General features: G+C 63.9%; 28 protein-coding genes. 18 read left to right on the top strand and 10 right to left on the bottom strand.

The annotated features are described in order from the left end of the window. Positions 1 to 10: 10 nt before the first annotated feature. Both AC628_RS03485 and xoxF5 read right to left on the bottom strand, forming a co-directional pair. Positions 11 to 493: a c-type cytochrome, methanol metabolism-related gene (locus AC628_RS03485; protein WP_050419327.1), complete on the bottom strand. Its 483-nt coding sequence runs from the start codon at positions 491 to 493 to the stop codon at positions 11 to 13. 124 nt (positions 494 to 617) lie between these two features. Then, positions 618 to 2,423, bottom strand: a complete 1,806-nt coding sequence (gene xoxF5, locus AC628_RS03480; protein ID WP_074125355.1) for a lanthanide-dependent methanol dehydrogenase XoxF5 — start codon at positions 2,421 to 2,423, stop codon at positions 618 to 620. A gap of 420 nt (positions 2,424 to 2,843) precedes the next feature. Between xoxF5 and AC628_RS03475 the strand changes: the two genes are divergently transcribed. Then, the gene (locus AC628_RS03475; RefSeq protein WP_050419328.1) at positions 2,844 to 3,818 is read left to right on the top strand and encodes a helix-turn-helix domain-containing protein; all 975 of its coding nucleotides are present in this window, start codon (positions 2,844 to 2,846) and stop codon (positions 3,816 to 3,818) included. 30 nt (positions 3,819 to 3,848) lie between these two features. Beyond that, positions 3,849 to 4,259, top strand: a complete 411-nt coding sequence (locus tag AC628_RS03470; RefSeq protein WP_074125354.1) for a YkvA family protein — start codon at positions 3,849 to 3,851, stop codon at positions 4,257 to 4,259. Here AC628_RS03470 and AC628_RS03465 read toward each other — a convergent pair. Then, positions 4,240 to 5,613, bottom strand: a complete 1,374-nt coding sequence (locus AC628_RS03465) for a histidine kinase (RefSeq protein WP_074125353.1) — start codon at positions 5,611 to 5,613, stop codon at positions 4,240 to 4,242. The genes AC628_RS03470 and AC628_RS03465 overlap by 20 nt on opposite strands. Positions 5,614 to 5,794: 181 nt before the next feature. On the opposite strand from AC628_RS03465, the gene AC628_RS03460 reads away from it, so the two are divergent. Together AC628_RS03460 and fghA are read left to right on the top strand one after the other, a co-directional pair. Continuing rightward, complete coding sequence (locus AC628_RS03460) at positions 5,795 to 6,415, top strand: response regulator transcription factor (protein WP_074125352.1); 621 nt, start codon at positions 5,795 to 5,797, stop codon at positions 6,413 to 6,415. 30 nt (positions 6,416 to 6,445) lie between these two features. After that, positions 6,446 to 7,285 carry an S-formylglutathione hydrolase gene (gene fghA, locus AC628_RS03455; protein WP_074125351.1) on the top strand — a complete coding sequence of 280 codons (840 nt, stop codon included), beginning with the start codon at positions 6,446 to 6,448 and terminating at the stop codon, positions 7,283 to 7,285. A gap of 153 nt (positions 7,286 to 7,438) precedes the next feature. On the opposite strand, the gene AC628_RS03450 is transcribed toward fghA, so the two are convergent. Beyond that, positions 7,439 to 7,918 carry a DUF3280 domain-containing protein gene (locus AC628_RS03450; RefSeq protein ID WP_074125350.1) on the bottom strand — a complete coding sequence of 160 codons (480 nt, stop codon included), beginning with the start codon at positions 7,916 to 7,918 and terminating at the stop codon, positions 7,439 to 7,441. A 176-nt stretch (positions 7,919 to 8,094) separates the two neighbouring features. Here AC628_RS03450 and AC628_RS03445 point away from each other — a divergent pair, with 176 nt between their 5' ends. The 6 genes from AC628_RS03445 to AC628_RS03420 all read left to right on the top strand — a co-directional run bounded on the left by AC628_RS03445 (position 8,095) and on the right by AC628_RS03420 (position 12,956). Further along, complete coding sequence (locus AC628_RS03445) at positions 8,095 to 9,276, top strand: lanthanide ABC transporter ABC transporter substrate-binding protein PedA1 (protein WP_074125349.1); 1,182 nt, start codon at positions 8,095 to 8,097, stop codon at positions 9,274 to 9,276. Between the two features lie 5 nt (positions 9,277 to 9,281). Beyond that, positions 9,282 to 10,259 carry a YVTN family beta-propeller repeat protein gene (locus AC628_RS03440; protein ID WP_074125348.1) on the top strand — a complete coding sequence of 326 codons (978 nt, stop codon included), beginning with the start codon at positions 9,282 to 9,284 and terminating at the stop codon, positions 10,257 to 10,259. Further along, positions 10,256 to 11,071 (top strand): lanthanide ABC transporter ATP-binding protein PedB/LutE, encoded by an 816-nt coding sequence (locus tag AC628_RS03435; protein WP_245321007.1) that lies wholly within the window; start codon positions 10,256 to 10,258, stop codon positions 11,069 to 11,071. Before AC628_RS03440 ends, AC628_RS03435 begins: the two co-directional genes overlap by 4 nt. Continuing rightward, positions 11,068 to 11,916 (top strand): lanthanide ABC transporter permease protein PedC, encoded by an 849-nt coding sequence (locus AC628_RS03430; RefSeq protein ID WP_074125347.1) that lies wholly within the window; start codon positions 11,068 to 11,070, stop codon positions 11,914 to 11,916. Before AC628_RS03435 ends, AC628_RS03430 begins: the two co-directional genes overlap by 4 nt. After that, positions 11,913 to 12,530, top strand: coding sequence for a hypothetical protein (locus tag AC628_RS03425; protein WP_074125346.1), 618 nt, complete (start codon positions 11,913 to 11,915; stop codon positions 12,528 to 12,530). Before AC628_RS03430 ends, AC628_RS03425 begins: the two co-directional genes overlap by 4 nt. A 129-nt stretch (positions 12,531 to 12,659) precedes the next feature. Further along, on the top strand, positions 12,660 to 12,956 hold the full coding sequence (locus AC628_RS03420; protein ID WP_074125345.1) for a copper-binding protein: 297 nt from the start codon (positions 12,660 to 12,662) through the stop codon (positions 12,954 to 12,956). 37 nt (positions 12,957 to 12,993) lie between these two features. Here the strand turns inward: AC628_RS03420 and AC628_RS03415 are convergent, their stop codons facing one another. Both AC628_RS03415 and AC628_RS03410 read right to left on the bottom strand, forming a co-directional pair. After that, positions 12,994 to 13,548, bottom strand: a complete 555-nt coding sequence (locus tag AC628_RS03415; protein WP_074125344.1) for a PQQ-dependent catabolism-associated CXXCW motif protein — start codon at positions 13,546 to 13,548, stop codon at positions 12,994 to 12,996. After that, positions 13,545 to 14,426, bottom strand: coding sequence for a substrate-binding domain-containing protein (locus AC628_RS03410; RefSeq protein ID WP_074125343.1), 882 nt, complete (start codon positions 14,424 to 14,426; stop codon positions 13,545 to 13,547). The genes AC628_RS03415 and AC628_RS03410 overlap by 4 nt, the downstream gene beginning before the upstream one ends. Before the next feature lie 203 nt (positions 14,427 to 14,629). Between AC628_RS03410 and AC628_RS03405 the strand changes: the two genes are divergently transcribed. Beyond that, entirely contained in the window at positions 14,630 to 15,520 is an 891-nt protein-coding gene (locus tag AC628_RS03405; protein WP_502689531.1) for a quinoprotein relay system zinc metallohydrolase 2, read from the top strand. A gap of 43 nt (positions 15,521 to 15,563) precedes the next feature. Continuing rightward, positions 15,564 to 16,388: a quinoprotein dehydrogenase-associated SoxYZ-like carrier gene (locus tag AC628_RS03400; protein ID WP_074125341.1), complete on the top strand. Its 825-nt coding sequence runs from the start codon at positions 15,564 to 15,566 to the stop codon at positions 16,386 to 16,388. Positions 16,389 to 16,415: 27 nt separating this feature from the next. Here AC628_RS03400 and AC628_RS03395 read toward each other — a convergent pair whose 3' ends face one another. Further along, positions 16,416 to 16,784: a hypothetical protein gene (locus tag AC628_RS03395; protein ID WP_502689530.1), complete on the bottom strand. Its 369-nt coding sequence runs from the start codon at positions 16,782 to 16,784 to the stop codon at positions 16,416 to 16,418. Between the two features lie 149 nt (positions 16,785 to 16,933). On the opposite strand from AC628_RS03395, the gene AC628_RS03390 reads away from it, so the two are divergent. The 4 genes from AC628_RS03390 to AC628_RS03375 are packed head-to-tail and all read left to right on the top strand — an operon-like array spanning position 16,934 to position 19,700. Further along, entirely contained in the window at positions 16,934 to 17,866 is a 933-nt protein-coding gene (locus AC628_RS03390) for an ABC transporter substrate-binding protein (RefSeq protein ID WP_245321020.1), read from the top strand. A gap of 2 nt (positions 17,867 to 17,868) precedes the next feature. Then, the gene (locus AC628_RS03385; protein ID WP_074125338.1) at positions 17,869 to 18,606 is read left to right on the top strand and encodes an ABC transporter permease; all 738 of its coding nucleotides are present in this window, start codon (positions 17,869 to 17,871) and stop codon (positions 18,604 to 18,606) included. Further along, complete coding sequence (locus AC628_RS03380; RefSeq protein WP_074125337.1) at positions 18,596 to 19,306, top strand: ABC transporter ATP-binding protein; 711 nt, start codon at positions 18,596 to 18,598, stop codon at positions 19,304 to 19,306. The genes AC628_RS03385 and AC628_RS03380 overlap by 11 nt, the downstream gene beginning before the upstream one ends. 40 nt (positions 19,307 to 19,346) lie before the next feature. Further along, on the top strand, positions 19,347 to 19,700 hold the full coding sequence (locus tag AC628_RS03375) for a hypothetical protein (RefSeq protein WP_074125336.1): 354 nt from the start codon (positions 19,347 to 19,349) through the stop codon (positions 19,698 to 19,700). A 3-nt stretch (positions 19,701 to 19,703) separates the two neighbouring features. On the opposite strand, the gene AC628_RS03370 is transcribed toward AC628_RS03375, so the two are convergent. Further along, positions 19,704 to 19,940, bottom strand: coding sequence for a hypothetical protein (locus tag AC628_RS03370; protein WP_074125335.1), 237 nt, complete (start codon positions 19,938 to 19,940; stop codon positions 19,704 to 19,706). A 123-nt stretch (positions 19,941 to 20,063) separates the two neighbouring features. Between AC628_RS03370 and AC628_RS03365 the strand changes: the two genes are divergently transcribed. After that, entirely contained in the window at positions 20,064 to 21,218 is a 1,155-nt protein-coding gene (locus tag AC628_RS03365; protein ID WP_245321006.1) for an efflux RND transporter periplasmic adaptor subunit, read from the top strand. Next, entirely contained in the window at positions 21,211 to 24,339 is a 3,129-nt protein-coding gene (locus tag AC628_RS03360; RefSeq protein ID WP_074125333.1) for an efflux RND transporter permease subunit, read from the top strand. Before AC628_RS03365 ends, AC628_RS03360 begins: the two co-directional genes overlap by 8 nt. A 254-nt stretch (positions 24,340 to 24,593) precedes the next feature. Here AC628_RS03360 and pqqA read toward each other — a convergent pair whose 3' ends face one another. Together pqqA and lanM are read right to left on the bottom strand one after the other, a co-directional pair. Then, entirely contained in the window at positions 24,594 to 24,674 is an 81-nt protein-coding gene (gene pqqA / locus AC628_RS03355) for a pyrroloquinoline quinone precursor peptide PqqA (RefSeq protein ID WP_009031067.1), read from the bottom strand. Between the two features lie 341 nt (positions 24,675 to 25,015). Then, positions 25,016 to 25,414: a lanmodulin LanM gene (lanM, locus tag AC628_RS03350; protein ID WP_074125485.1), complete on the bottom strand. Its 399-nt coding sequence runs from the start codon at positions 25,412 to 25,414 to the stop codon at positions 25,016 to 25,018. Positions 25,415 to 25,526 lie beyond the last annotated feature (112 nt).

Raw genomic sequence — 25,526 nt, 5'->3', positions numbered from 1 at the left:
CCGGTCACGCTCACTTCTTGTCGTTGTGACCCATGCAGGCGTCTTCCGCCTTGCCGTAGGCTTCCGATTTGTCTTCGTGCTTGGCCGGCCGTACGCGCTCAACCGCATCATTGGAACGAGCGCGCAGGTACACATAGAGGTCGTCCATGTAGCAAGCAACGTTCGGATTGTCGCCGAACGCCGGCATGACGTTCTCCTGCGACGTCGAGACGTTCTTGCGTCCGCTCGCGACCACGCCGAGAAAATCGGCATAGTTCATGCTCTTCAGCGAGTCCTTCAGCGCAGGCGCGTACGTCGAACCCATGCCATCGGGCCCGTGACAAACGTGGCATTCCGAATGGTATCGGCGATATCCGGAGTACGTGTACCAATCAACGGTCCCGTCAGGCGCAACCTTGTAGGTCGGGTTACCGTCCTTATCGAGATACTTGCCGTCCTCGGATTTGACCGCCGTCGGGTCGCCGGGAGCTTCGGCAGAGGCAACTCCTCCCATTGCCACGACGAAGATCGCAGCAGTCACAAACCAGATCTTACGCAAAAGCATATCCTCGCGTACGGATTGAAGACGGACCGGCGCATGGAGATCGCCCCATGCGCCGGAACGAGGCTTGCTCAGCTCACTGCTGCGGCAGCGAGAACACGGTGAGCGTTCCACCGAGCGCGGTGTAGTTGCTCAGCGCCGCATAGCCGCCGACTGCGCCAAGACCGGCCGTCGGATCGGTCAGACCGGCCGCGAGGCCGATGCCTGCCCAACCACCAACACCCGACAGAACTGCGACGTACTGCTTGCCGCCATTTTCATAGGTGGTGACGTTGCCGATGATGCCGGACGGGGTCTTGAACTTGTAGAGCTCCTTGCCCGTCTTGGCGTCGACAGCCTTCAGGTAGCCTTCCAGCGTGCCGTAGAACACCACGCCGCCGGCGGTCGCGAGCGCACCCGACCAGACCGAGAACTGCTCCTTGTTCGACCAGACGATCTTGCCGGTCTTGCCGTCCCAGGCAATGAAATTGCCCATGTTGGTCTCACCGGGAGGCGGATACATCGACAGCGTCGCGCCGACATAGGGCTGACCCGCGGTGTAGCTCACCTTGAACGGCTCGTAGTCCATGCAGACGTGGTTGGTCGGCACGTAGAACAGTTGCGTCTCCGGCGAGTAGGCTGCCGGCTGCTCGTCCTTCGAACCCAGCGCCGCCGGGCAGATGCCCTTGACGTTGTGGTCTTCGCCGGCCTTGTCAGTCGACGCTGCATCAAGAACCTTCGGACGACCATAGGTCGGCGAGTCCTTCTTCATGTCGACGCCGGAGGTCCAGTTCACCTTCGGATCATACTTCTCGGCGACCAGGAGTTCGCCGGTGGCACGATCGAGGGTGTAGCCGAGGCCGTTACGATCGAAGTGCGTCAGCAGCTTGCGCGGCTTGCCGTCGATGTTCTGGTCCGAGAGGATCATCTCATTGACGCCGTCATAGTCCCATTCGTCATGGGGCGTCATCTGATAGACCCACTTGGCGACGCCGGTGTCCGGGTTACGCGCCCAGATCGTCATCGACCACTTGTTGTCGCCGGGACGCTGCTTCGGATTCCAGGTCGAGGGGTTGCCCGATCCGTAGTACACGAGGTTCAGTTCGGGATCGTAGGAGATCCAGCCCCAGGTCGCGCCGCCGCCGATCTTCCATTGATCGCCTTGCCACGTCTTGAGGCTCGAATCCTTGCCGATCGGCTTGCCAAGCTCGGTGGTCTTGTCGTCGACCAGGAGCTGGTCATCCGGACCTTCCGAGAAGCCACGCCAGACCAGCTTGCCGGTCTTGATGTCGTAGGCGCTCATGTGCGCCTGAACGCCGAACTCGCCGCCGGAGATGCCGATGAAGACCTTGTCCTTGATCACCATCGGTGCGGAGGTGCCGGTCGACCCTTTGCTCGGATCGCCGTTCTTGACGCTCCATTCCACCTTGCCGGTCTTGGCATCGAGCGCGACCAGCGTGGTGTCGGCCTGGTGCAGGAAGATCTTGCCGTCGCCATAGGCAACGCCGCGATTAACGGTGTCGCAGCACATCACCGGGATGACGTTCGGATCCTGCTTCGGCTCGTATTTCCAGACGATCTGATTGTCCTTGGAAAGGTCAATAGCGTAGACCTTGTTCGGGAACGGGGTGTGCACGTACATCATGTTGCCGATGATCAGCGGTCCGCCTTCGTGACCGCGCAGCACACCGGTCGAAAACGTCCAGGCGACCTGCAACTTTCCGACGTTCTGGGCGTTGATCTGATTCAGCTTGGAGTAACGCTGATTGTTGTAGTCGCCGGTCGGCATCACCCAGTCTTTCGGGTTCTGCGACATCTTGTGGAGTTCGTCATTGGCGTTGGCAGCTCCGACGGCAAACACCGCCATTGCCCCAAGGCCAGTCGCGTAAAGCATCTTGCGCATCGTGGATTTCCTCCCAGGTTCAAGAGCTCAAGGGTTTCCGCCGAAACGGCCCCACTTCTTCCATTTTGGTTTCCTAGTCGTAGTCCGATCGAACCCTGCTGACTTGCCCAATAGAGAAGAGCCGTTTGCTCAAAAGCGAAGCTGCGACAGATTTTTGCAGGCCGCCCCCGAATGGGTGGCAAAGGTTGCTTCATGTTGCAGGGCATCAATCGCGGCCGGCGCATTCGAAGCGCCAGATTGACGCGTTCTAAGGTTGCGCTTGACGAGCCCAGAACTAAGTCGGAGGATCACCCGACATTAACCGGGAAGAAATCCCGCCACCTCCCTAAGCTGTTCAGAATCAGGGAGAAGGCGCATCATCCCGGGCCAGATTGAGCTCGGTGAGCAGTCACGTTGGGGATCGAATCGGTGGCTGGAAAGATGTCCGATACAGTCCATTCACTCAGCACGAACGGATTGACGCCCAAGCGGCAAATCCAGCGTTGGTCGGATGCGCTCACTGACCTCTGTGGTCAGTTCGACGTCGATGCGCTGGAAGGATCCTCGCTCGAGGGCCGCATCAATTTCACGACGGTCTCGCGATTGAAGCTGTGCCAGATCGAGGCAAGCCAGCACCGGATCGCGCATACCATCTCGCGCATCAAGCTGAGCGAGCATCCCTACATCAAGATCGTCTTCCAGACCCACGGCGTCTCGCATTTCGAGCAGGACGGTCTGCACTTCGACATCATGCCGGGCGACTGCTTCGCCTACGACGTGTCCTGTCCGCACACGATCATCAGCCCGTCCCTGACGCGTCACGAGGTCGTCATCGTGCCGAAGGACCTGCTCAAGGAGCGCGGCTTCCAGCTCTCCAAGATGGCGCCGTGCAAGCTCTCGGCGCGCAACGGCACCGGCCGCATCGCCTATGATTTCGTGCACGCCGCGTTCGGCGAGGCGCCGACGCTAACCCCGGTCAACGCGGTCGGTGTCGCCGATGCGCTGATCGATTTGCTGCTGCTGCCGCTGCGCGAAACCGGCGCCATGTTCGACCGCGGCAGCGCCGAAGCAACCTACGTGCGGGCCCAAGGCTTCATCCGCGAGCACCTGCGCGATCCCGATCTCTGCATCGACCGCATCTCTGCGGCGCTCGGCTGCTCGAAGCGGTATCTGCACATGCTGTTCAGCGATCGCGGCATGACGGTTAGCGATTACATCTGGAAGGCCCGGCTACAGAATTGCCGGCAGGAGTTGGAATCCCAGAACGGCAAGACCATCACGGACGTCGCCTTCTCCTGGGGCTTCTCGAGCTCTTCGCATTTCAGCCGCGTATTCCGGAAATATTTCGGTATCGCGCCCTCGTCCGTCCACAAGGGTCTGCACAGCGGCATGCCGGTGGACGTGGTGCTGGAGTAGCGTTTCCGTCTGGCGTGCAGGCGTCACGCCATGCTGTCGACCTTCAAACCCTCATCAATAAAGCTGTCTTCAATCAAGGCCTGGGCGCGCAATCTCAAACGGGACAGCGTTGCGCTGTATCTCGCGGCGCGTGACCCGCGCGCACCGTGGTGCGCCAAGGCGCTTGCGATCGCCATCGCGGCCTATGTGCTGTCCCCGATCGATCTGATTCCGGATTTCATCCCGGTGCTCGGCTATCTCGACGATCTGATCCTGCTGCCGCTCGGCATCTGGCTTGCGATCGCGCTCGTTCCGGACGAGGTGATGGCGGAATGCCGCGCCAAGGCCGCCGCGGTATTGCAGCGACCGATCAGCCGCGCCGGGATGATCGCAATCGTCGTGCTCTGGATCGCCGGCGCACTGGCGCTGGCGTGGGCCGCTTTCAGATGCTGGCCGAGGTAGCGGCCTTCGGCACCAGCGCTTCGACCGTCACGCCGTCATCGGAGGAGTTGATCTTGAGCGTGCCACCGAGGGCGAGGATCCGCTCCTGCATGCCGGTCAAGCCGCGGCCAAGCCTGTGATCGGCGAGCATGCCGCGGCCATTGTCGCGAACCCGCACCAGCGCGCCGCCGCGGCTGCCGCGCAGGCCGGCCTGCCGCTCGACAGGCTCGATCGTGATATCGACTGCCGTCGCGCCGGCGTGGCGGAACACGTTGGTAAGCGCTTCCTGGACGATGCGGTAGATCGTCAAATCGGCCATCTCGCCGGTATCGCCGAGATCAGGCGACACGTTACTCTCGATCTCCACCTCCGGGTGCGTCTCGCTCCACAGCCGCACCAGCGCGCCGAGCGCTTCCGCAAGTCCGAGCTCAGCCAATCCCACCGGCCGCAATCGCTCAAGGATGCGGCGAGTGAACTGCTGGAGCGCATTGACCTGCTCAAGGATGGCGTTGCCGTGCTTGCGCAATGCCGCGGGGTCCGCCTTGTCCACCTCAGACAGCCGGGTCAGCGCGCCGGCATGCGCGCGCAGCGCAAACAGATAGGGCCCGAACTCGTCGTGCAGTTCGCGCGCGATCTCCTTGCGTTCGGAATCCTGCAGCGAGACCGCACGTTCGGCGAGTTGCCGCTTGCTGTCGACGGCCTCGCCAAGCGTCGTCGCCAAATGGTTCAGTTTGGCACAGATCGCGGCCAATTCGGGCGATCCGCCGGGCTCGACCCGCGCGTCGTAATCCCCGGCCTCGATACCGATCATGGCCTGCGACAACGCCTCGAGTGGCGCCAGCGCGCGACCGACCACCAGCATGGTCACCAGCAGCAGCGCCACTGCGATCGCGGAGCCGATCTCAAGCTGGGTAACGATACCGTCCCAGATCTCGGCGATCTCGTCGTCGGGATGCGAGGTGATGACCAGCGATTGCGGCTTGCCGTGAACCGAGATTGGCACCCGCACTGAGGTCTGTTCGGGATGGACCAGCGCGACAAACCACTGCGGCGGGGCGCGCGGATCGCCAGCGTCCTGCGGACGCTCAGGGGACCTTGCGGTCGCGTCATCCTGCCGCGTGATGCTGACATGGCGCAGCCGGCTCAGATCCTCGACGATCTGATCGAGCCGCGCCTCGGGATCCGGCGCCTCGTCTAGACCGGCCACGATCGCAGCAACAAACTCGCGCGCGAGCCGGATAACACTTTGATCTTCTGCCTGAACGCGAGGTCCCGCCTCCAGCGCCAGCCGCGCGATATTGATACCCAATCCAAGCGCCAGTATCAGCGCCAGCAACAGGTTGATCCGTGCGCGCAAGGATAGCTTTTGCCACATGACGTTGCCTCTAACCGCGATCCCTCCTCCGAGAGGATCGTTGACAGCCAAATTTGCCCGGCTATCTAATCGCACCCTATCGCAATCCCGTGCGAGGTGCACAACCGGTCGGAACCGAGGTGTTCTTCGCGCAAACCGATGTGATGACGCATGAATCGAAGCAGGTCGCCGGAACAACGCCATGCGCATTCTGATCGTCGATGATCATCCCATCGTTGCCTCCGGCTGTCGCACCGTGTTCGCCGACGACCCTGAGATCACGCTGCTCGAAGCAGCGGATGCCGAGAGCGGCGAGCGGGCTTTCGTCGCGGAGAAGCCCGATCTCTGCGTGATCGACATCAACCTGCCGACCGTCTCCGGCTTCGAGCTGGCCCGGCGCATCCTGACCCGTGATGCGTCCGCGCGCCTCATCATGTTCAGCATGAACGACGACCCGGTGTTCGCCGCCCGCGCCATCGACATCGGCGCCAAGGGCTACGTCTCGAAGACCGGCGACCCCAACGATCTGGTGGAGGCGGTGCGCGAGGTCGGCAATGGCGGCGTCTATCTGCCGCCGGCGATCGCACGCAACGTCGCCTTTGCACGGCCGGGCTTTGCGCAGAATCCGCTTTCCAAGCTGACCTCGCGCGAGATGGAGATCCTGCGCTTGCTCAGTTCCGGCAAGAGCCTGTCGGAGATCGCCTGGCTGGTCCATTCGTCATACAAGACGGTCGCGAACACGTCATCGATCATGCGCCAGAAGCTTGGCGTGCGCACTTCGGCCGAGCTGGTGCGCCTCGCGATCGAGAGCGGCGTCGGCTGACGCCGCGCACCAACACAGAGGAATACGACGATGCAGACGGTTTCCCAGAACAAGTCGCATGGCGGCACACAAGGCGTTTACCGGCACCCCAGCCGCGAGACCAAGACCGACATGACGTTCTCAGTGTTCGTCCCGGAGCATGCGGCCGGCACCAAATTGCCCGTCGTCACCTACCTGTCGGGCCTGACCTGCACGCACGCCAACGTCACCGAGAAGGGCGAATTCCGCCAGGCTTGCGCCGAGCTTGGCCTGATCTTCGTCGCTCCGGATACCAGCCCGCGCGGCGAAGGCGTCCCCGGCGATCCCGCCAATTCCTACGATTTCGGCCTCGGCGCCGGCTTCTATGTCGATGCAACGGAGCCGCCGTTCGCGACCAATTACCGGATGTGGAGCTACGTGACCGAGGAGTTGCCAAGACTGATCGCCGAGCAATTCCCGGTCGACACGACGCGGCAATCGATCCTCGGTCACTCCATGGGCGGCCATGGCGCGCTGACGGTGGCGCTGCGCCATCCGGATCGCTATCGCGCGGCCAGCGCGTTTGCGCCGATCGTGGCGCCATCGCAGGTGCCGTGGGGCAACAAGGCGCTCAGCGGTTATCTCGGCAGCAACAAGCAGGCGTGGCGCAAGCATGATGCGGTCGCGCTGATCGAGGATGGCGCGCGCTTCCCCGACCTGCTGGTCGATTACGGCGATGCCGACGGCTTTCTCACCGAGCAGTTGCGGCCCGAGTTGCTGAAGGCGGCATGCGAGAGGGCCAACATTCCCCTCACCTTGCGGCGTCAACCGGGTTACGACCACAGCTATTACTTCATCTCGACCTTCATGGCCGATCATTTGCGCTGGCACGCCGCGCGGCTGAAGGCGTGAGCCAGTCCGTCCCCGTCATCCTGAGGAGCGCGAAGCGCGTCTCGAAGATGCACGGCCCGGCTTTCTGCGCGTCGCTGCACCCGGGCCGATTCATCCTTCGAGGCTCGCTCTGCTCGCACCTCAGGATGACGGAGCGATGTTTGCGCATTCAACCTACCTTGCCTGGGGCGCGCCGTAGTTCGGCGCGAGCAGGCGGTTGCGCACGAGGTAATCAGTGGCGCGCGACCAGGATTCGTCGGTGTTGCCGCGCATGTCGGCACTCACTGCCGTCACCAATTGCCCGGTGTGCACGTCGCGCAGATAGAGATTGATGTTGAGGATCAGGTTGGAGACCTTCTGCACTACGCCGGTCATCGCAAGATCGGCGCCGAGTTCACCGGCCAGTTTCACATCGCATCCGCCGCAGGCCTGAAGATTGCTGCCGTGCGCCGCAGCATTGACGGGCGCGATGTCGAGCACGCGGAACTTGCCGGAGTCCGCAAGCTCCTTGCGCACCTGATCGCCGGTGCGGAGCAGCCGCGTCTGTTCGTCGGTTCGCGGCCCGTTCACCTCCCCTTGCAGGCTGGTGTCGATCATCTCGAGGTCGAACACCGCGAGCTTGGGCGGCTCGGCGCGCGCCACCGCTACAGACATCACCAACAAAGATACGACGATGGAGAACGCTGATCTCATGATTGTGAACCAATTGAAATTTGTAACCTCGCAACGACAAAAAGCGGGGTTGCAAGCCGGGCCAATTTCGTCATCTTGCATCTCAACGCATGGTCCGACAATGCCATGCCCGGTGAAGAAAGACTGCGGGAGGAGCTATGTTCCGATGGCTGATCGGCACGATCGCGCTCAGCATGGTGGCGACCGGCGCATTGGCGGCTGATCCCGTCGAGATCCATATCGGCTATCTCGGCCATACCGGCATCAAATCGACGCTCTCGTTGGTCGAACAGCCGGCCGACAATGACGGCATCGCCGGCGCGCGCCTCGCGATCGAGGACAACAACACGACCGGTAAATTCCTCAACCAGCGCTTCGTGCTCGACGAGGTCAGGGTCACGGATAGCGACGATGTCGCCAAGGTCGCGACCGATCTCGCCGGCCATAACGACTACATCATCACCGACCTGCCCGCCGACGCCCTGCTCAAGGTCGCCGATGCGCTACGCGACCGCGGCACCTTGCTGCTGAACGCGGGCGCGATCGACGACCGGCTGCGCGAGCAGGACTGCCGCGGCAATGTCATCCATGTCGCGCCGACCCGCTCGATGCTGGCGGACGCGCTCGGCCAGTACCTGGTGTGGAAGCAGTGGAAGCGTTGGCTGCTGGTGACAGGCTCGCATGATCAGGACAAGCTCTACGCCGACGCGTTGCGCCGCGCCGCCACCCGTTTCGGCGCCAAGATCGTCCAGGAACGGACCTTCGAGGACACCGGCGGCGCGCGCCGCACCGACTCTGGCGTGACGCTGATCCAGCGCCAGATGCCGGTGTTCACGCAGCAGGCGCCGGCTCATGACGTGCTCGTCGCCGCCGACGAGAGCGAGGTGTTCGCGAACTATCTGCCCTACCGCACCTGGGACCCGCGGCCCGTGGCCGGCTCGGCCGGGCTGGTACCGACCAGCTGGGACGCGGCGCATGACCAATGGGGTGCGGTCCAGATCCAGAACCGCTTCGTCAAGCTGAACATGCGCCGCATGACGGCGCTCGACATGCAGGCCTGGACCGCCGCGCGCATGATCGGGGAAGCCACGTCCCGCACCAATTCGGGGGATCCCAAGAAGGTCATCGCCTTCCTCAAGGGTAAGGATTTCTCGATCGCCGCCTTCAAGGGCACGCGACTGACCCTGCGAGACTGGAATCTTCAGCTCCGCCAGCCGATCCTGCTCGCCGATGGTCGTATGGTCGTTTCGGTTTCGCCGCAGGAAGGTTTCCTGCATCAGGTCTCCGAGCTCGACACGCTCGGTGTTGACCGGCCTGAAACGAAGTGCAAGCTGCAGTGAGGGAGATGAAACGTATGTGGCGCCGCTGTCTGTTGACCGGGATGCTGGTTTGGCTTGCCGCGACACCGGCGTCCGCCTTCGTTGCCTATGTTTCCAACGAAAAGGGCAACACCGTCACGGTGATCGACACCGACAGCTGGACAGTGACGAAAACCATCAAGGTCGGCCAGCGGCCGCGCGGCATCGAGTTCTCGCGCGACGGCAAGTTCGTGATGGTCGCGGTTGGCGACGACGACACGATCCAGGTGATCGACACCAAGACCCAGGAGATCGTCGACACCCTGCCCTCCGGCCCCGACCCCGAATTGTTCACCCAGGATGCCGCCGGCAAGACCATGTATGTCGCCAACGAGAACGACAACACGGTCACCGTGATCGATCTCGAGAAGCGCGCCCGGCTTGGCGACATCCAGGTCGGCGTCGAGCCCGAGGGCATGACGATCAGCCCGGACGGCAAGATCCTGATCAACACGTCCGAAACCACCAACATGGCGCATTTCATCGACACCACGACGCGCCAGATCGTCGCCAATGTGCTGGTCGATTCGCGGCCGCGCTTCGCCCAGTTCAAGCGCGATGGCTCCGAATTGTGGGTCTCCTCGGAGATCGGCGGCACGGTGTCGATCATTGATCCGGTCAAGCGCGAAGTAACCGGCAAGATCACCTTCGAAATTCCTGGGCTGCGCAACGAGGCGATCCAGCCCGTCGGCATCGGCATGACCAAGGACGCCAAGACCGCATTCGTTGCGCTCGGCCCCGCCAACCGCGTCGCGGTGGTCGACGGCACGACCCACAAGGTGCTCAAATATCTGCTGGTCGGCCAGCGGGTCTGGCACATGGATTTCACGCCCGACGAAAAATATCTGATGGTCACCAACGGCGTTTCGAACGACGTCTCGGTGATCGACGTCGCGGCTCAGAAGGTGATCAAGACCATTCAGGTCGGCGAACTGCCCTGGGGAATCACGATCGCGCAGCCATGACCGCAACCGACGCCCATATCGCGAGCCAATCCTCGCCGGATGCAAGTCCTGTAGCAACCGCGCAGCCGGCGCTGTCGATCGGCAATGTCAGCCACAGCTACGGTCCGCGGCGCGCGCTGATCGATGTCAATTTCACGGTGCAGCCGGCAAGCTTCACAGCGCTGCTCGGCCTCAACGGCGCCGGCAAGAGCACGTTGTTCTCGCTGGTGACGCGACTGTTCGGCATCCAGAACGGCCAGATCAAGATCTTCGGCCACGACATCAGCCGGAGGCCCGGCGAAGCGCTGCGGCTGATGGGCGTCGTATTCCAGCCGCGAACGCTCGATCTCGATCTCTCGCTGACGCAGAACCTACTCTATCACGCCGCGCTGCATGGCATCTCGCGGCGCGAGGCGCGGCTGCGCAGCGCCGAGGTGCTCACGCGCATCGGCCTTGCCGACCGCGCCGGCAGCAAGGTGCGCGATCTCTCGGGCGGCCAGATGCGACGGCTCGAGATTGCCCGCGCGCTGCTGCACCGACCGCGGCTGCTGCTGCTCGACGAGGCCACCGTCGGGCTCGACGTCAAGGCGCGCGCCGACATTCTCGACCATGTCCGCCAGCTCGTCACCGAGCAGGGCATCGGCGTGCTCTGGGCGACGCATCTGTTCGACGAGATCATGCCGGGCGACGACCTCGTGGTGCTGCACCAGGGCCGGATGTTGGCGCACGGCCCGATGTCGCGCGTGATCGCGGACGCGGGCGCCCAGGACGTCAACACCGCGTTCATGCGCCTGACCGGAACGGCAACCCTCACTGGAAAACCGCCCACATGAGCAGCACGACGGTCACGCCTGAGCGAAGCGGCTTCCCGGTGTCGGAATACATCGTCTGCCTGAACGGCATCGTGTGGCGCGAGGCGCTGCGCTTCCTGCACCAGCGCGAGCGCTTCGTCTCGGCATTGGTCAGGCCGCTGGTCTGGCTGTTCATCTTCGCGGCCGGCTTCCGTCAGGTGCTCGGCATCTCGATCATCCCGCCCTACGAGACCTACATCCTCTACGAGGTCTATATCGCGCCCGGCCTGATGGCGATGATCCAGCTCTTCAATGGCATGCAGTCCTCGTTGTCGATGGTCTATGACCGCGAGATGGGCAACATGCGCACGCTGCTCGTCAGCCCGCTGCCGCGCGGCTATCTGCTGTTCTGCAAGCTGCTCGCCGGCACGGCGGTGTCGCTGCTGCAGGTCTACGCCTTCCTGCTGATCGCGTGGTTCTGGGACATCACGCCGCCGACCATCGGCTACCTCACCGTACTTCCGGCGCTCGTGCTGTCGGGCCTGATGCTCGGCGCACTGGGCATGCTGATCTCCGCCAGCATCAAACAGCTAGAAAATTTCGCCGGCGTGATGAACTTTGTGATCTTCCCGATGTTCTTTGCCTCGTCGGCGCTCTACCCGCTCTGGCGGGTGCAGGAAGGCAGCCCGATGCTGTCCTACGTCTGCCAGTGCAACCCATTCACCCATGCGGTGGAGCTGATCCGGTTCGCGCTCTACGGCAAGATGAACTGGGTTTCGCTCGCGGTGGTCGGCGGCTGCACGGTGGTGTTCATGATCGGCGCGATCCTGGCTTACGATCCATCGCGCGGCCTGGTGCGCCGAGGACCCGGCGGAGGCGAGGCATGACAGGCTGGCGAACGGGACTTGGCGCGCTGCTCGCGATGGCTCTGTCGAATCAGGTCGCGTTCGGTGCCGACCCGCGTTATCCGGACTGGCCCTGCCAACAGGCCAAGGTGCCCGAGATCTCGCTGGCTGCGGTCTGGGCCGGGCCGCCGCTTGGCGATGCCGGGACCAAATGGAGGGACGACCCGAAGATCAGCGCACTCGCGACCAAGCTCGCAGCGCGCCGGATTCCGCTCGAGGATGCGCAGAAGCAGATCACCGAGTTCCTGCAGGCCGCCGCGGCCGACAAAGCCAATGCGGGAAAGCTGCTGTTCGCGGGCCTGTTCGATACGCTCAACGGGCAGCGCGCCTCGGTCATGAACGGGCTCGAGCGCGTGATGCGCAAGCAGCGCGAGGCCGCGGAGAAGATCCGCGACGACACGGTAAAGTTGCAGTCACTGCAGGATGCCACCCCGCCGGATCAGGCCAAGGTCGACGAGCTCGGCAACCAGCTGGTCTGGGAGACGCGGATCTTCGAGGACCGCGGGCGGGTGGTGAAATTCGTCTGCGAGGTGCCCACCACCATCGATCAGCGGCTGTTTGCGCTCAGCCGCACCATCCAGCAGGAACTGGATTGAGGCCTGCGACCGATCGCCCCGGCGGTCATTAAACCTGCTTCTTGATGTGCTTCTCAGGCCCCTCCGGCCCGGAACCAACCGCGCTCCCCGTTCGTTGTCTCCAACTATATCTGAAGTTGGGAGACCTCGATGAGAGCAGCCAAGATCGTCATGACCAGCCTCGCCGCTGCGAGCCTGATCACCTCAGCGGCTTTGGCCCAGCAATCCATGTCGGGAATGGTCACCAAGATTGACCGCCTGCGCAGCACCATCTCGATCCAGCAGACGCAGAGCGGCACGGTGGGCGCGACCGGCGCTGCGATTCAGGAATACAAGGTGCCCAAGGGGCAGTCGCTCGAAGCCTTCCATGCCGGTGACAAGGTGACGTTCACCGCGTCGGACAGCGACGGCGGCAAGACCATCGACAAGCTCGATAAGGAGAAATAACGCGCTTGAGCGTTTTCCTGGCCGTGCGAGGACGGCGTCACTGCTCGCCCTCGCGCGGCTCGGGCTCCGCATCCGCCAGCGGCAGCTTGGCCCGTTCCCATCCGTCGGTTCCCTCCGGATACCACGCCACGTTGCGGTAGCCGTAGGACAGCACGCGCTTGGCCGCATTCCACGACATCCAGCAACTCTCCTGACAAAAGATCACGAGCAATTTCGCTCTGTCGTCGCCGGAGGCACGGGCCAGGCCGCGCCGCAGATAGTCCTCGGTCGACGCCGCAAGCTTGCCGTAGCCGGTGTCAGGCAGCCAGATGCTGCCGGGAATGTCGCGATGCGGCCGCTCGCGCCACACCGTGCCGGCGGGCAGTCTCGGCTTCGGCGGGCGTGGCAGCACGTCGACGAAGGCACCGGACTTGTCGCGCCAGATCGCTGCCGCTTCCTCGGTCGTGAGCACCCGTGCGCCGGCAAGCGTGGCCGGCACCGGCGCGCGGTAATCCTCGGTGCGGTACCCCTCGGGCTCTACAGGCTGGTCCTGCGCACGGACAGGCGAAGCGGCGACCACCAGCACCGCCAGCATGACCACGAGTCTGATCATGGCGACTTGGTAGCGGTCTCCGGCCCGATCGGACGGTCGTTCTCGTCGAGCAGCGGAACGCCGAAGTCGAGCAGGATCTTGTTGATCGCCGGCTGGTTCTCCTGGATCAGGCGGTTGAGCTGCCGCTTCCAGTTCTGGTCGGACCCACGCACGCCCATGCCGATACGATAGACCAGCTTCGGTCCCGTGGTCTCCTTGACCAGCGGCGTGATATGCAGCGGCGGGTTCGCCTTCTTCGCATAGAAGCCCGCCATCGGCCCCCATAGGATGCCGGCATCGATCTCACCCTTTTCGAGATCGGTCATCATCGCCTCGGCCGAGGAATCGTAGCGCGTATCGATCATCAGCGGATAGGGCTTCGCATTGCCCATCAGCCCGTTGATGGCCATGTTGGTCGCCGGCGGCGTGCCGGCGACGATGCCGATATGCTTGCCCTTCAGCCGCTCATCCTCGAGCGTCGTCACCTCATCCAATCCGCTGCCCGGCTTGGCGACGATCGCATAGGCCGTGCGGTAGTACGGATTGGTGCCTTGCGCGAGGTCGTCGCCTTGCGGAAATCCCATGATCACATCGCAGCGATGCGAGCCGAGGGTGACCCGCACGAAGCCGGTCGCCTGCGGAAAATACATGTAATCGAGCTTCTTCTGCAGCTTCTCGGCGAACAGCTCGCCGATCTTGTTCTCAAAGCCCTCGCCCTTGTCGTTCGAGAACGGCAGGTTGCGCGGATCGGCACAGATGCGGAGCACTTTGGGATCGACCAGCTCGATGGAGAGTTCGCCCTGTTCATTGACCTGCGCACGCGCGATGTCGCGGCCGGCGAGACAGGCGATAAAGCCGACAAGCGTGAACAGGACTGGACGGCATCCGACAACTCTCATTACGCGGTCTCCTCTTGAGCAGACAGGTCACCGTCATCAGGCAATTGCCCGGCAAAGCATGACGTGCAACAGGGATAATGATCGCGCCGGCGCCGCGTTGCTTGTTGCAGCGCAAATGGACGTGAGACGACATCGTTCACGTGTCCCGGAGAAACTGAGGCGGAAACATGGCTCATGGCGGTTCGGTGCTTGCGCTGCTCCTGATGCTTTGGGCGCCGACCATAGCGCGGGCGCAAGAGGCGGAATTGCCTGTGAGCGAAGTCGCCCCCGGAATATTCGTTCACACCGGCGTCACTGCATTGATGACGCGCGAGAACGAAGGCGCCATCGCCAATGTGGGCTTCGTGATCGGCGATAGTGCCGTTGCCGTCATCGACACCGGCGGCAGCGTCCGCGAAGGGCGGCAATTGCTCGCCGCGGTGCGCAGCCATAGCGACAAGCCGATCCGCTACGTGATCAACACCCACGCGCATCCGGACCACAGCTTCGGCAACGCGGCGTTCGTCGGCGACGGGACCAGCTTTGTCGGCCACAAGGCCCTGCCCCGCGCGTTGGCGGCGCGCGGGCAATTCTATCTCGACGGGTTTCGGCGAACCATGGGCGATGCCTTGATCGACGAGGTGCGAATCATTCCACCGACCGTGCTGGTCGAGGACACGCTGAAGCTCGATCTCGGGGGACGGAGCCTCACCCTGAAAGCCTGGCCGCCCGCCCACAGCGACAACGACCTCACCGTCTTCGATGAGCGCAGCGGGACCCTGTTCGCCGGCGACATGGTGTTCCTCGAGCATATTCCCGTGGTCGACGGCAGCCTCAAGGGCTGGCTGCGCGCGCTCGGCGACCTCGCCGCGATTCCAGCCGAGCGCGTGGTTCCCGGTCACGGACCCGTGAGCGCATGGCCTGGGGCACTCGCCGACGAACGGCGTTATCTTGAGACGCTGGCCACGGACGTGCGTGCGCTGGTCAAAAGCGGCAAGCCGATCACGGCTGCCGCGGAGCACGCCGCGGCAGCTGAGCGGCCGCGCTGGCAATTGTTCGATGATTACAACGCCCGCAACGCAACTGCAGCATTCTCGGAAATTGAATGGGAGTAGCTGTTGATCCTATAATGATGCGGCTGCATAGGATCTCGCGAACATGACCGGACATCGCGCCCGCCTGCTTTGTATCGCCAGCCTGCTTGCGATCGCGCTGGACACACCGGCCGCGCTTGCGGCCGAAACCTATGATCCCTGGCCGGGCCTCGTCCAGGACATCTTCAGCAATCGTCCGATGAATGACGGCAACGATGTCGTCGGCATCGAGATGCCGGCGCGCGCGGAGGACGCGGCGATCGTTCCGGTCACGCTGCGCACCAAGCTGCAGCCCGGCGACAGCCGCCGCGTCGTCGCCATCACGCTCGTGATCGACGAAAATCCCGCACCGATGGCCGCGAAATTCACGCTCGGGCCGGACGCCAATGTCACCGAGATCTCGACCCGCGTCCGCGTCAACAACTACACCAACGTGCACGCCGTCGCAGAGCTCAGCGACGGCAAGCTCTATGTGAGCAAGGTCTACGTCAAGGCATCCGGCGGCTGCTCGGCACCGGCCGGCAAGAACGTCGAGGAAGCCAAGAATCGGCTCGGCCAGATGCGCTACCGGCAATTCACAAAGTCCGAACAGGGGCCGGCGACCAGCACGCGGGAAGCCCAGATCATGATCGGGCATCCGAACAATTCAGGCCTGCAGATGGATCAGGTCACGCAGCTCTATATCCCGGCCTTCTTTGTCAACGAGCTGCACATCTGGCAGGACGACAGTCCGGTGCTGGCGATGGAGGGCGGAATCTCGATTTCCGAGGACCCCAACATCCGCTTCACCTACGTCTCGAACGGGGCCAAGCACTTCCGTGCCGAAGCCAGGGATACCGACGGGCACGTCTTCGAGCACGAATGGAAGGTCGAGAATCCCGGGACCTGAAGGGTACGCGATCTCGCGATCAACGCTCTAGAAACATCGGACTTCCGCTTCGGCCTGGGCGCGCCTGAGGTCGTTGAGCGCGTTCGCGGCCTGCTCGGACGAGCGGAACTGGCCGCCCAGATTGCCGCGCACCTGCGCCATGCTCAGCACCGTCTCGGCGGTGACGTAGCGATCGTAGGGGATGATCGAGGCGACGACGTCGATTGAGCAGGAACATTGCTCGATCGACTGCCGGGATTCGCCATTGGCCTTCATGCAGCCGAACACATACTCCGCCCGTGCCGAGGTCGGATAGTCGTTGATCTCCTGAGCCCGCACGCTGACCGTCGTCCCGGCGAGCACGGCCAGGAGCACGGCCAGGAAAACCGCCAAGACGGCGACAATCGGTCGTAGCATGCCAGCTCCTGCCATGGTCGTGCTTCCTCTTATCTTCCCGCAAGCTATGCTATGGGTGTTGATCAGAAAAGAAAACATTCGGGGAAGTGGCTCAAGAAGCGATGATCATGTCTGTACGCACGGTGTTGGCTGCGGCAGTTCTGGCGGTCATGCAGTTCGGCACCTCGTGCAACGCGGAGACCATCCGCGTTGCAGCGCAGAAGACCGGAACGCTGGCCTGGGAACTGGCTGTCATTCGCTCCCATGGTCTCGACAAGAAGGCCAACCTGTCGATCGATGTCGTCGAGCTCGCCAGCCCCGAGGCCGGCAAGATCGCGCTGCGCTCCGGCACCGCCGACGTGATGGTGTCCGACTGGCCCTGGGTGTCGCGCGAGCGGTCGCTCGGCGCCAAGCTGCAATTCTATCCCTATTCGAGCGCGCTGGGCGCCGTAATGGTCCCGGCCGCCTCGCCGGTCAAAACGCTCGCCGACCTCAAGGGGCGCAAGCTTGCCGTCGCCGGCGGCGCGATCGACAAGAACTGGCTGCTGCTGCAAGCCGCCTTGAAGCAGGATGGCGTCGACCTGAAGTCGCAGGCGACCATCGTCTATGGCGCGCCGCCGCTGCTCGCCGCCAAGACGCTGGGCGGCGAGATGGACGCGACGCTCAACTACTGGAATTTCTGCGCCGCGCTCGAGGCCAAGGGCTTTCGCCGTCTCGCCGGCATGGAAGAGGTCCTCCAAAAGCTCGGCAGCAAGGGCCGCATCGCGATGATCGGCTATGTCTTCGACGAGGCCTGGGCCAGTGCCAACAAGGATCTGGTGGGCCGCTTCATCACCGTGACGCGTGCCGCAAAGGACATTCTCGCAACCTCGGATGCCGAATGGGATGCGATCGCGCCGCTCACCGGCGCGCAGGATGCCGCAACCCTGCAGGCCTATCGCGACCGCTACCGGGAAGGCATCCCGCACCGTCCGATCACTGACGAAGAGGCGGACGCGCGCGTGCTCTACCGGGTGCTGGCGCAGCTCGGTGGCCGCGATCTGGTCGGGACGGCGACCGAGCTCGATCCCGGCACCTTCTATCAAGCGATCCCGGGAGACTAGCGGTGCTGCGCCTCCTGTCATTCGCGCTGTTCATCGTGACCTGGTGGATTGCCTCGCTCGTGATCGGCGATGCGAAGCTGCCAGCGCCGCCTGCGGTGCTCTCGGTGCTCATAGTCGAGGCACGATCGGGGGCGCTGTTCGTCAACCTCGGCGCGACGCTTGCGCGCGTCGCGCTGGCCTTTGCGCTTGCGATGGCGCTCGGCTCGGCGATCGGCTACCTGATGGGTCGCGTCTCGCTTGCCAATCGTCTTGGCGATCCCTGGCTGATCCTGCTGCTCAATTTGCCGGCGCTGGTCGTCATCGTGCTGGCCTATATCTGGGCCGGGCTGACCGAGGTCGCGGCGATCGCGGCCATCGCCATCAACAAGCTGCCGACTGCCGTCGTCACCCTGCGCGAGGGTGCCCGTGCGCTCGACCCTGCGCTCGACGAGATGGCAACGGCGTTTGCCCTGCCGCGCGGCCGCGCGTTCCGGCATGTGATCCTGCCGCAGCTTGCGCCCTACATCGCGGCCGCGGCGCGCTCCGGGCTCTCGCTGGTCTGGAAGATCGTGCTGGTCGCCGAATATCTCGGCCGGCCGAACGGTGTCGGCTTCGAGATCGGCGTCGCCTTCCAGCTGTTCGACATTCCCCTGCTGCTCGCCTACTCGCTGAGCTTTGCCGGCGTCGTGCTGGTCATCGAGACCCTGATGGTGCAGCCGTTTGAAACCAGGCTAACGCGGTGGCGGCTCCGTGCAGCTTGAGGTCAATATCACAGGCAAGAGCTTCGAGAGCGCGGCCGGGAAGCGGCACGACGTGCTCGACAACATCACTTTCACGTTGAACGCCGGCGAGGTTGGCGTCCTGTTCGGTCCGTCGGGTTGCGGCAAGAGCACCCTGCTCAAGATTCTCGCCGGGCTCGACGGCAACTACCGGGGCCGCGTCACTCGCTCGCCCGGCATGCGCCTTGGCATGGTGTTCCAGGAGCCGCGGCTGTTGCCCTGGCGCACCGTCGAGGAGAATGTGCGGCTCGCCGCACCTGAGGTCGACGACGGCACGCTGGCGGCGCTGTTCGAGGTGCTCGAACTGAGCGCGCATCGCAACCACTTTCCGGGCGAGCTGTCGCTCGGCCTCGCCCGCCGCGTCGCCCTCGCCCGCGCCTTCGCCATCGAGCCGGATTTCCTGATCCTCGACGAGCCGCTGGCCTCGCTCGACAATGCCCTCGCAGGCAGGCTGCGCGACCAGGTCGCGACGCTGGTGGCCAGCCGGAAGATGATGACGCTCCTGGTCACCCACGATCTCGACGACGCCGTCCGCCTCGGTGACCGCCTGTTCTTCTTGTCGCCGCGGCCGGCCCGAATCCTTCACGTCGAGACCATCGCCACGCCGCGCGCGATGCGCAGCGAGCCTGAGATCGACGAAATCAAGCGACAGCTCTCACAGTTGGACCTTGCAAATATGTGAGACGCCGTCATCCTTGGACGAAGCGTTAGGGAGAAGTCGGATGTCGCGTGCGTTGATTGCCGTTGGAGTTGCCTTGCTCGTGCTGCCGGCCGCAGTGCTCGCCCAAAGCAAGGGCAAGGGCATCCGGTTGTGGAATCTGACCAGCGCCACGATTTCGAGCTTCGAGCTGTCGCCGGCGGGCAAGAATGAATGGGGTCCCAACCAGACGCTGAACGACAAGGACAAGGAAGTCGACCACGACGAGCGCTTGCGTATCACCGGCGTCGAGCCCGGCCGCTACGATGCCAAGGTCGGCTATAGCGGGGGCAAGCAGTGCTTGGCCCGCGACATCGAGATCAAGGCCGACGCAGTGTTTTCGGTGTCCGACAAGGACCTGAAGGACTGCAACAAATAACGGTTAACCCGCCGGCGGTTTGCCGTCCGCGCTCGCGCGATCATTGGTGTGCGGATATTCGCACCGCCATCGCACCGCGGTCCATTTCGGATGTTCGCCGACCCACTGCGCGATGTAGGGCGGCGCGGCCATGGCGCATTGCTGCAGCGAGCCGCTCCAGTTGAACACCAGATGCTGCTCCTCGCAGGTGGCGGGCGACAGCACGGCACATACAGTGACGATCAGATCAATCGGATTCATGCATGAGACCTCGCGGGCGTCGTCAAAAAGATAACATAAGCGGTACGCCCACAGCAGCCGGAAGTTTCATATTCGTGCGAGATCAAGCGGAACCCGGCGGGCGCGGCCCCGCAGTACATCGGCGTGACCCGAGCCAACAACCGTGAAAGCTGCGCCTTGCCGCCGGTTGATTTCGTCAATAAGCTGGTTCCCACAACTGCTAACAGGCTGATGGCTCTTACGGAAACCTCCCGGCGCGGCGTCGCGATCGCCATATGCTTGCTGGCGCTCGGCGCCGGCGCTTGGGCTGTCACGGGTCAGGTTCGGCGCGCAGCGGCGGAGCCGCAGCCGGGCAAGCCGGATTCGGGCCGCCCTGAGCCCTCCCGCACCGCAAACAGCGACCAGGCACCGGTCAAGCTGACGACCAGCCAGCAGGGACAGATCGGGCTCGAAACTTCGGTTGTGGAAGCCGCTCCGCATCCCGAGCAATTCCGCGCATACGGTGCGGTGCTGGACATCTCTCGCATTACCGAGCTCACCAACAGCTACGCCAATGCGCAGGCCCAGTTCCAGACAGCGCAGGCCAAGCTCGAAGTCGCGAAGAGCGCATTCGACCGGACCAAGAATCTCGTCGACTCCGCCGCGCTTCCGAGAAAGGAAGCCGAAACCGCGGAGGGAACGCTGCGAACCGACAAGGCCGCGCTTGCCGCGGCGGAATCGCAGCTCAGGACTCTCGCAGCAACAGCACAGCAGGAATGGGGACCGGTGATCGGCCGCGGCATCGTCGAGCGCTCGCCCGCGGTCGTCAGGCTGATCGAGCGCGGTCAGTTTCTGGTTCAGGTGACGCTGCCGCCCGGCGTGAGTGTCACCGAGACTCCGGGAACGGCCCTCGCACAGGCGCCGACGCGAAATGCGAATATCGATCTGCAGTACGTCTCCCCGGCAACCCGCACCGACCCGCGCATTCAGGGGCTGAGCTATTTCTTCTCGGCGCCAGGCGACAGCGGCCTGCTGCCCGGCATGAACACCACTGTCTACGTGCCTTCAGGCAACACTTACGAAGGCGTGTTCATCGAGGATACCGCGATCGTGCGATGGCAGGGCCGATCGTGGGTTTACCTGCGCGTGAGCCCCGACAGCTTCCGGCGGCATCCGATCAGCACGGATCAGCCGGTGTCGGATGACGACTACGTCGTCCGGGACATCCCGTCGGGATCCGAAATCGTCATCCGGGGTGCACAGGTCTTGCTGTCCGAGGAGGCCAAGAGCGAACTTCGCAGCGGCGATGACAATGACTGACGGCACCGGCTCCGACCGTTCAGGACCGCAAGCCGCTCTCGTCGCGTTCGCCATCCGCTTCCGCGGCATCGTGCTCGCGCTTTCGTTCGCGCTGCTGGGCTACGGCCTGTTCGCGCTCGGCGAAGCCAAATACGGCGTCTTCCCCGAATTCGCACCGCCACAGGTCACGATCCAGACCGAAGCTCCCGGCCTCAGCCCGGAGCATGTCGAGATCCTGGTCACGCAACCGATCGAAACGTCGATCAACGGCCTGGCCGGCGTCGAAAGCCTGCGCTCGTCGTCGATCCAGGGCCTCTCCATCGTGACGGTCGTCTTCCAACCGGGCAGCGATATCTACCGAGCGCGCCAATTGGTGACGGAGCGACTCTCGGCCGTGGCCGCGCGGCTGCCACAAGGCGTGCAGCCTCCTTCAATGACACCGTTGACTCCGCTGGCCGGCACGGTGCTGGTCATTGGCCTGACGTCCGACCGGCGCTCGCTGATGGATTTGCGCACCGTTGCGGACTGGACCGTGGCAAGACGGCTTCTGGCCGTCACGGGCGTGGCACAAGTATCCACTTACGGCAAAGACGTCCGGTCTCTGCAAGTACAGGTCCGCCCGGACGACCTGATCCGGTTCCGGGTCGGCATGAACGATGTACTCGCCGCCGCGCGCAAGGCCACTGGCGTGCGGGGCGCCGGCTTCATCGATACCGCCAATCAGCGCGTCACGCTGCAAACCCAGGGGCAGTCCCTGACGCCCGACCAGCTTGCCCGCACCGTTCTTCTGCACGAAGGCGGCGCGAGCGTGGTTCTCGGCGACGTCGCCACCGTCGTGACGGCTCCCGAGCCGCCGATCGGGGCCGCCCTCATCGACGGCGTGCCAGGCATCATGCTCATGGTGAGCCAGCAATACGGCGCGAACACGCGAGAGGTCACCACGCGGGCAGAAGCCGCCCTGCAAGAGCTGCGACCGGGCCTTGAAGCCGACGGTGTCAAGCTCCATGCGGACATCTTCCGGCCAGCCAATTTCATCGATGCGGCGACCGAGAACGTGCTCAACGCGTTGTTGATCGGCGGGGCGCTCGTGGTCGTTGTGCTGTTTCTGTTTCTGTTCGACTGGCGTACCTCGATCATCAGCTGCACTGCCATTCCCCTCTCGTTGATTGCGGCCGTGCTCGCACTGCAATGGATGGGTGAAACGCTCAACACGATGACGCTGGGCGGCCTTGCGATCGCGATCGGCGAAGTCGTCGATGACGCCGTGATCGGCGTCGAGAATGTGGTACGTCGACTGCGCGAAAACCGCCAAGCAACAGCGCCGAGACCCGAGGCTCGCGTCGTGCTCGAGGCCTTCCTCGAAGTGCGGACCGCCGTTGCCTATGCGACATTTGCGGTGCTGCTGGTCTTCTTCCCGATCCTGACGCTTTCCGGCATTGCCGGCCGTCTCTTCGGGCCCCTGGGCATCGCTTACATCCTGGCCGTGCTCGCCTCGCTGGCGGTCGCCCTTACGGTGACGCCGGCGCTCTCCATGCTGCTCCTCGCCGGCAGAAGCGGCGGACAGCGCCTGCACGAACCGCCTGCGGTGCGGTGGTCCCGTCGCCACTACCAGGCCTTGCTGCGTCATATCGGCCGTTACCCGAAGCTGGTGATGACGGCGGCCGCGGTTCTGACGATCACCGGCGCGGCGATGCTGCCCTTCTTCGGCGGGACCTTCCTGCCGGATCTGCGCGAAGGCCATCTGATCCTGCACGTCTCCGCGATCCCCGGCACCTCGCTCGACGAATCGCTTCGTATCGGCAAGCTGATGACCGATACGCTCCTAAAAATCCCGGGTGTGCGCCGGGTGGCGCAACATGCAGGCCGGGCCGAGGCCGGCATCGACACGGTCGGTCCGCATTCCAGCGAGTTCGAGGTCGACCTGGAGCCCGGGCTCTCGGGTCGGGCGCAATCCGCGGCGGAAGCGCGCATCAGGGCCGCTCTTGCCGGATTCCCCGGGGTTTCGTTCTCGAGCAAGACCTACCTGACGGAACGTGTCGAGGAGACCGTCTCCGGCTTCACCGCGGCGGTGGTCGTCAACATCTACGGGCCCGATCTCGATTTGCTCGAGCGCGCTGCGCGCGACGTCGCTCGGGAACTGGATGAAGTCGCGGGGGCCGCCGACGTGCAGCAACGATCCCCGCCGGGGATGCCGCAAGTCAACGTAACGCTTCGCCCGACGGATCTGCAGCGCTGGGGGCTCGATGCGGTCGAAGTGCTCGAACTCATTCGCACCGCCTATCAGGGCGATGTCGTCGGCCAGGGATATGAAGGCAATGCCGTCTTCAATGTCATCGTGATCCTCGACGCGCATGCCCGCGCCCGAGTCACTCAGATCGGTGACCTGCCTGTGCGGACGCCGAGCGGCGCCTACGTTCTGCTGAAGCAAATCGCCGACGTCTACGAGACCTCGGGCCGTTATCAGATCCAGCACCTGAATGCGCAGCGCGTTCAGACCGTGACGGCGAACGTCAGCGGCCGCGATCTCGAATCCTTCGTGGTCGCCGCCAAGCGCAAGCTGGCGCGCGAGGTTACGCTGCCGCCCGGTGCTCACGTGGAGTTTGCCGGTGCGGCCGAGGCCCAGGCCCGGTCGCGGCACGATCTCATCGTCAATTCCTTGCTGGCCGGGACGGGCATCGTCGTTCTGCTTGCGATGGTGACCGGTCATTGGCGAAACCTGTTGCTGGTCATGATCAACTTGCCGTTTGCGTTTGTCGGCGGCGTGTTCGCCCTGGCGATGACCGGTGGCCTGCTCTCGCTCGGGTCGATGGTCGGGTTCGTCACGCTGTTCGGAATCACGCTGCGCAACTCGATCCTGATGATCTCGCATTACGAGCATCTGGTCCTGGTCGATGGTCGCGTGTGGGGACTGGATACCGTGATCGAGGGCGCGGCCGACCGCCTCGTCCCGATCCTGATGACATCTCTGGTGACCGGCCTCGGATTGCTGCCGCTCGCGATCGGCGCAGGAGAACCGGGACGTGAAATCGAGGGCCCGATGGCGATCGTCATCCTTGGGGGCCTGATGACTTCGATGGCACTCAGCCTGCTGGTGCTACCCACCCTCGCGCTTCGGTATGCGCGATTCAAGAGCCGCCCCTGAGCACGCGCAAGGCGCGTGACGATCTATTCGCTTCACGGACAGGCAGCGGCGCTGGCCGGGCATAGGCGCAGCACAATCCGGCAATGGACGGTTGAGGTCTCGGGCGGGATCGTCGAAGCCTGCTCAGGTGAGGCTTTGCGCGACGGCACCGGAGCGATCATTTCGACAGGCGTCCGGAGATCGAGGGACCCGCCGACACTGCCACGGCTCCGACGGCGTTTGCCATCGAAGCCGCGGCAGGTCGTCAGGTGGACTTACTTGCGCGCTGCGCAGGCGTACATGTTGATTTCCATGCCGACCGGCACTTCGACGATCTTCGGTGTTTTCCAGGCCATTTCCTTCTCCCAAGTATAAGTTGGCGCAAGCCTCGCGCCGCGCGGCAAGCTAGGGCTGGCTTTTCCAGGGCGCAAGCCGGGCGGGTAAGGACCCGACTTCGCTGCTGGACATGCCGAAACGGACGACGGCTCGCGGGCATCCGCCCGGCTTTGCAACGGCTGGGAAATTCCGACACTGATCTGTCAGGCATTTTCCGGCTGCCGGTCGGCGACGCACCGATGAGCAAACCCGATTGCGCCGGCCGCGTCTTGCCCAAGAGCGAAATCGCAACTTTTTTTGTTATGCGCGGAATCCAGCATCAATATCCGGAATCCGCGCAACGAAACCCGCTTCCAGGCAGCTACTTGAGCAGGCGCAGCAGTGCCCGGCCGGCGCGCGACTTCAGCTCTTTCGCATCAAGCGTTCCGTCATTGTCGGGATCGGCGGCCTTGAAACGCTGCTCGACGACCGCGAGGTATTCGTCGAGCGTCAGGGTGCCGTCGTGATCCGGATCCGCCATCTTGAGCTCTTTCGCGGTCAGCCGTCCGCGCAGTTCGCGCACGTCGAGCGTGCCGTCGTGGTCGGCATCGAGCTTCGCGAACAGATCGGCGGCAGCCTTCTTGGCTTCCGCAAGGTCGACGGTGCCGTCATTGTCGGGGTCGAGCATCTTGAGCGCGTTGCGACCACCGGATGTGGCCAGAGCGGGCCCAGACAGGACGGCAGCAGCCAAAGTCAAAGCAAGCGATCGGCGCGAGATCATCATTCGTCTCCCTTGATGCCGCTCCGGCGTGAGGTACGGAGCAGGTCCGCAATCGAAGTTCACCATAGCAGCTTCGGCGAGGCTTCCGCAGCAATTGCAACCGGTGTGCCCC

It is taken from the genome of Bradyrhizobium sp. NAS96.2, assembly GCF_001908235.1.
Taxonomy (GTDB): domain Bacteria; phylum Pseudomonadota; class Alphaproteobacteria; order Rhizobiales; family Xanthobacteraceae; genus Bradyrhizobium.
The sequence above is the reverse complement of the archived record's forward strand: the minus strand, read 5'-3'. Positions and strand labels throughout refer to the sequence as shown.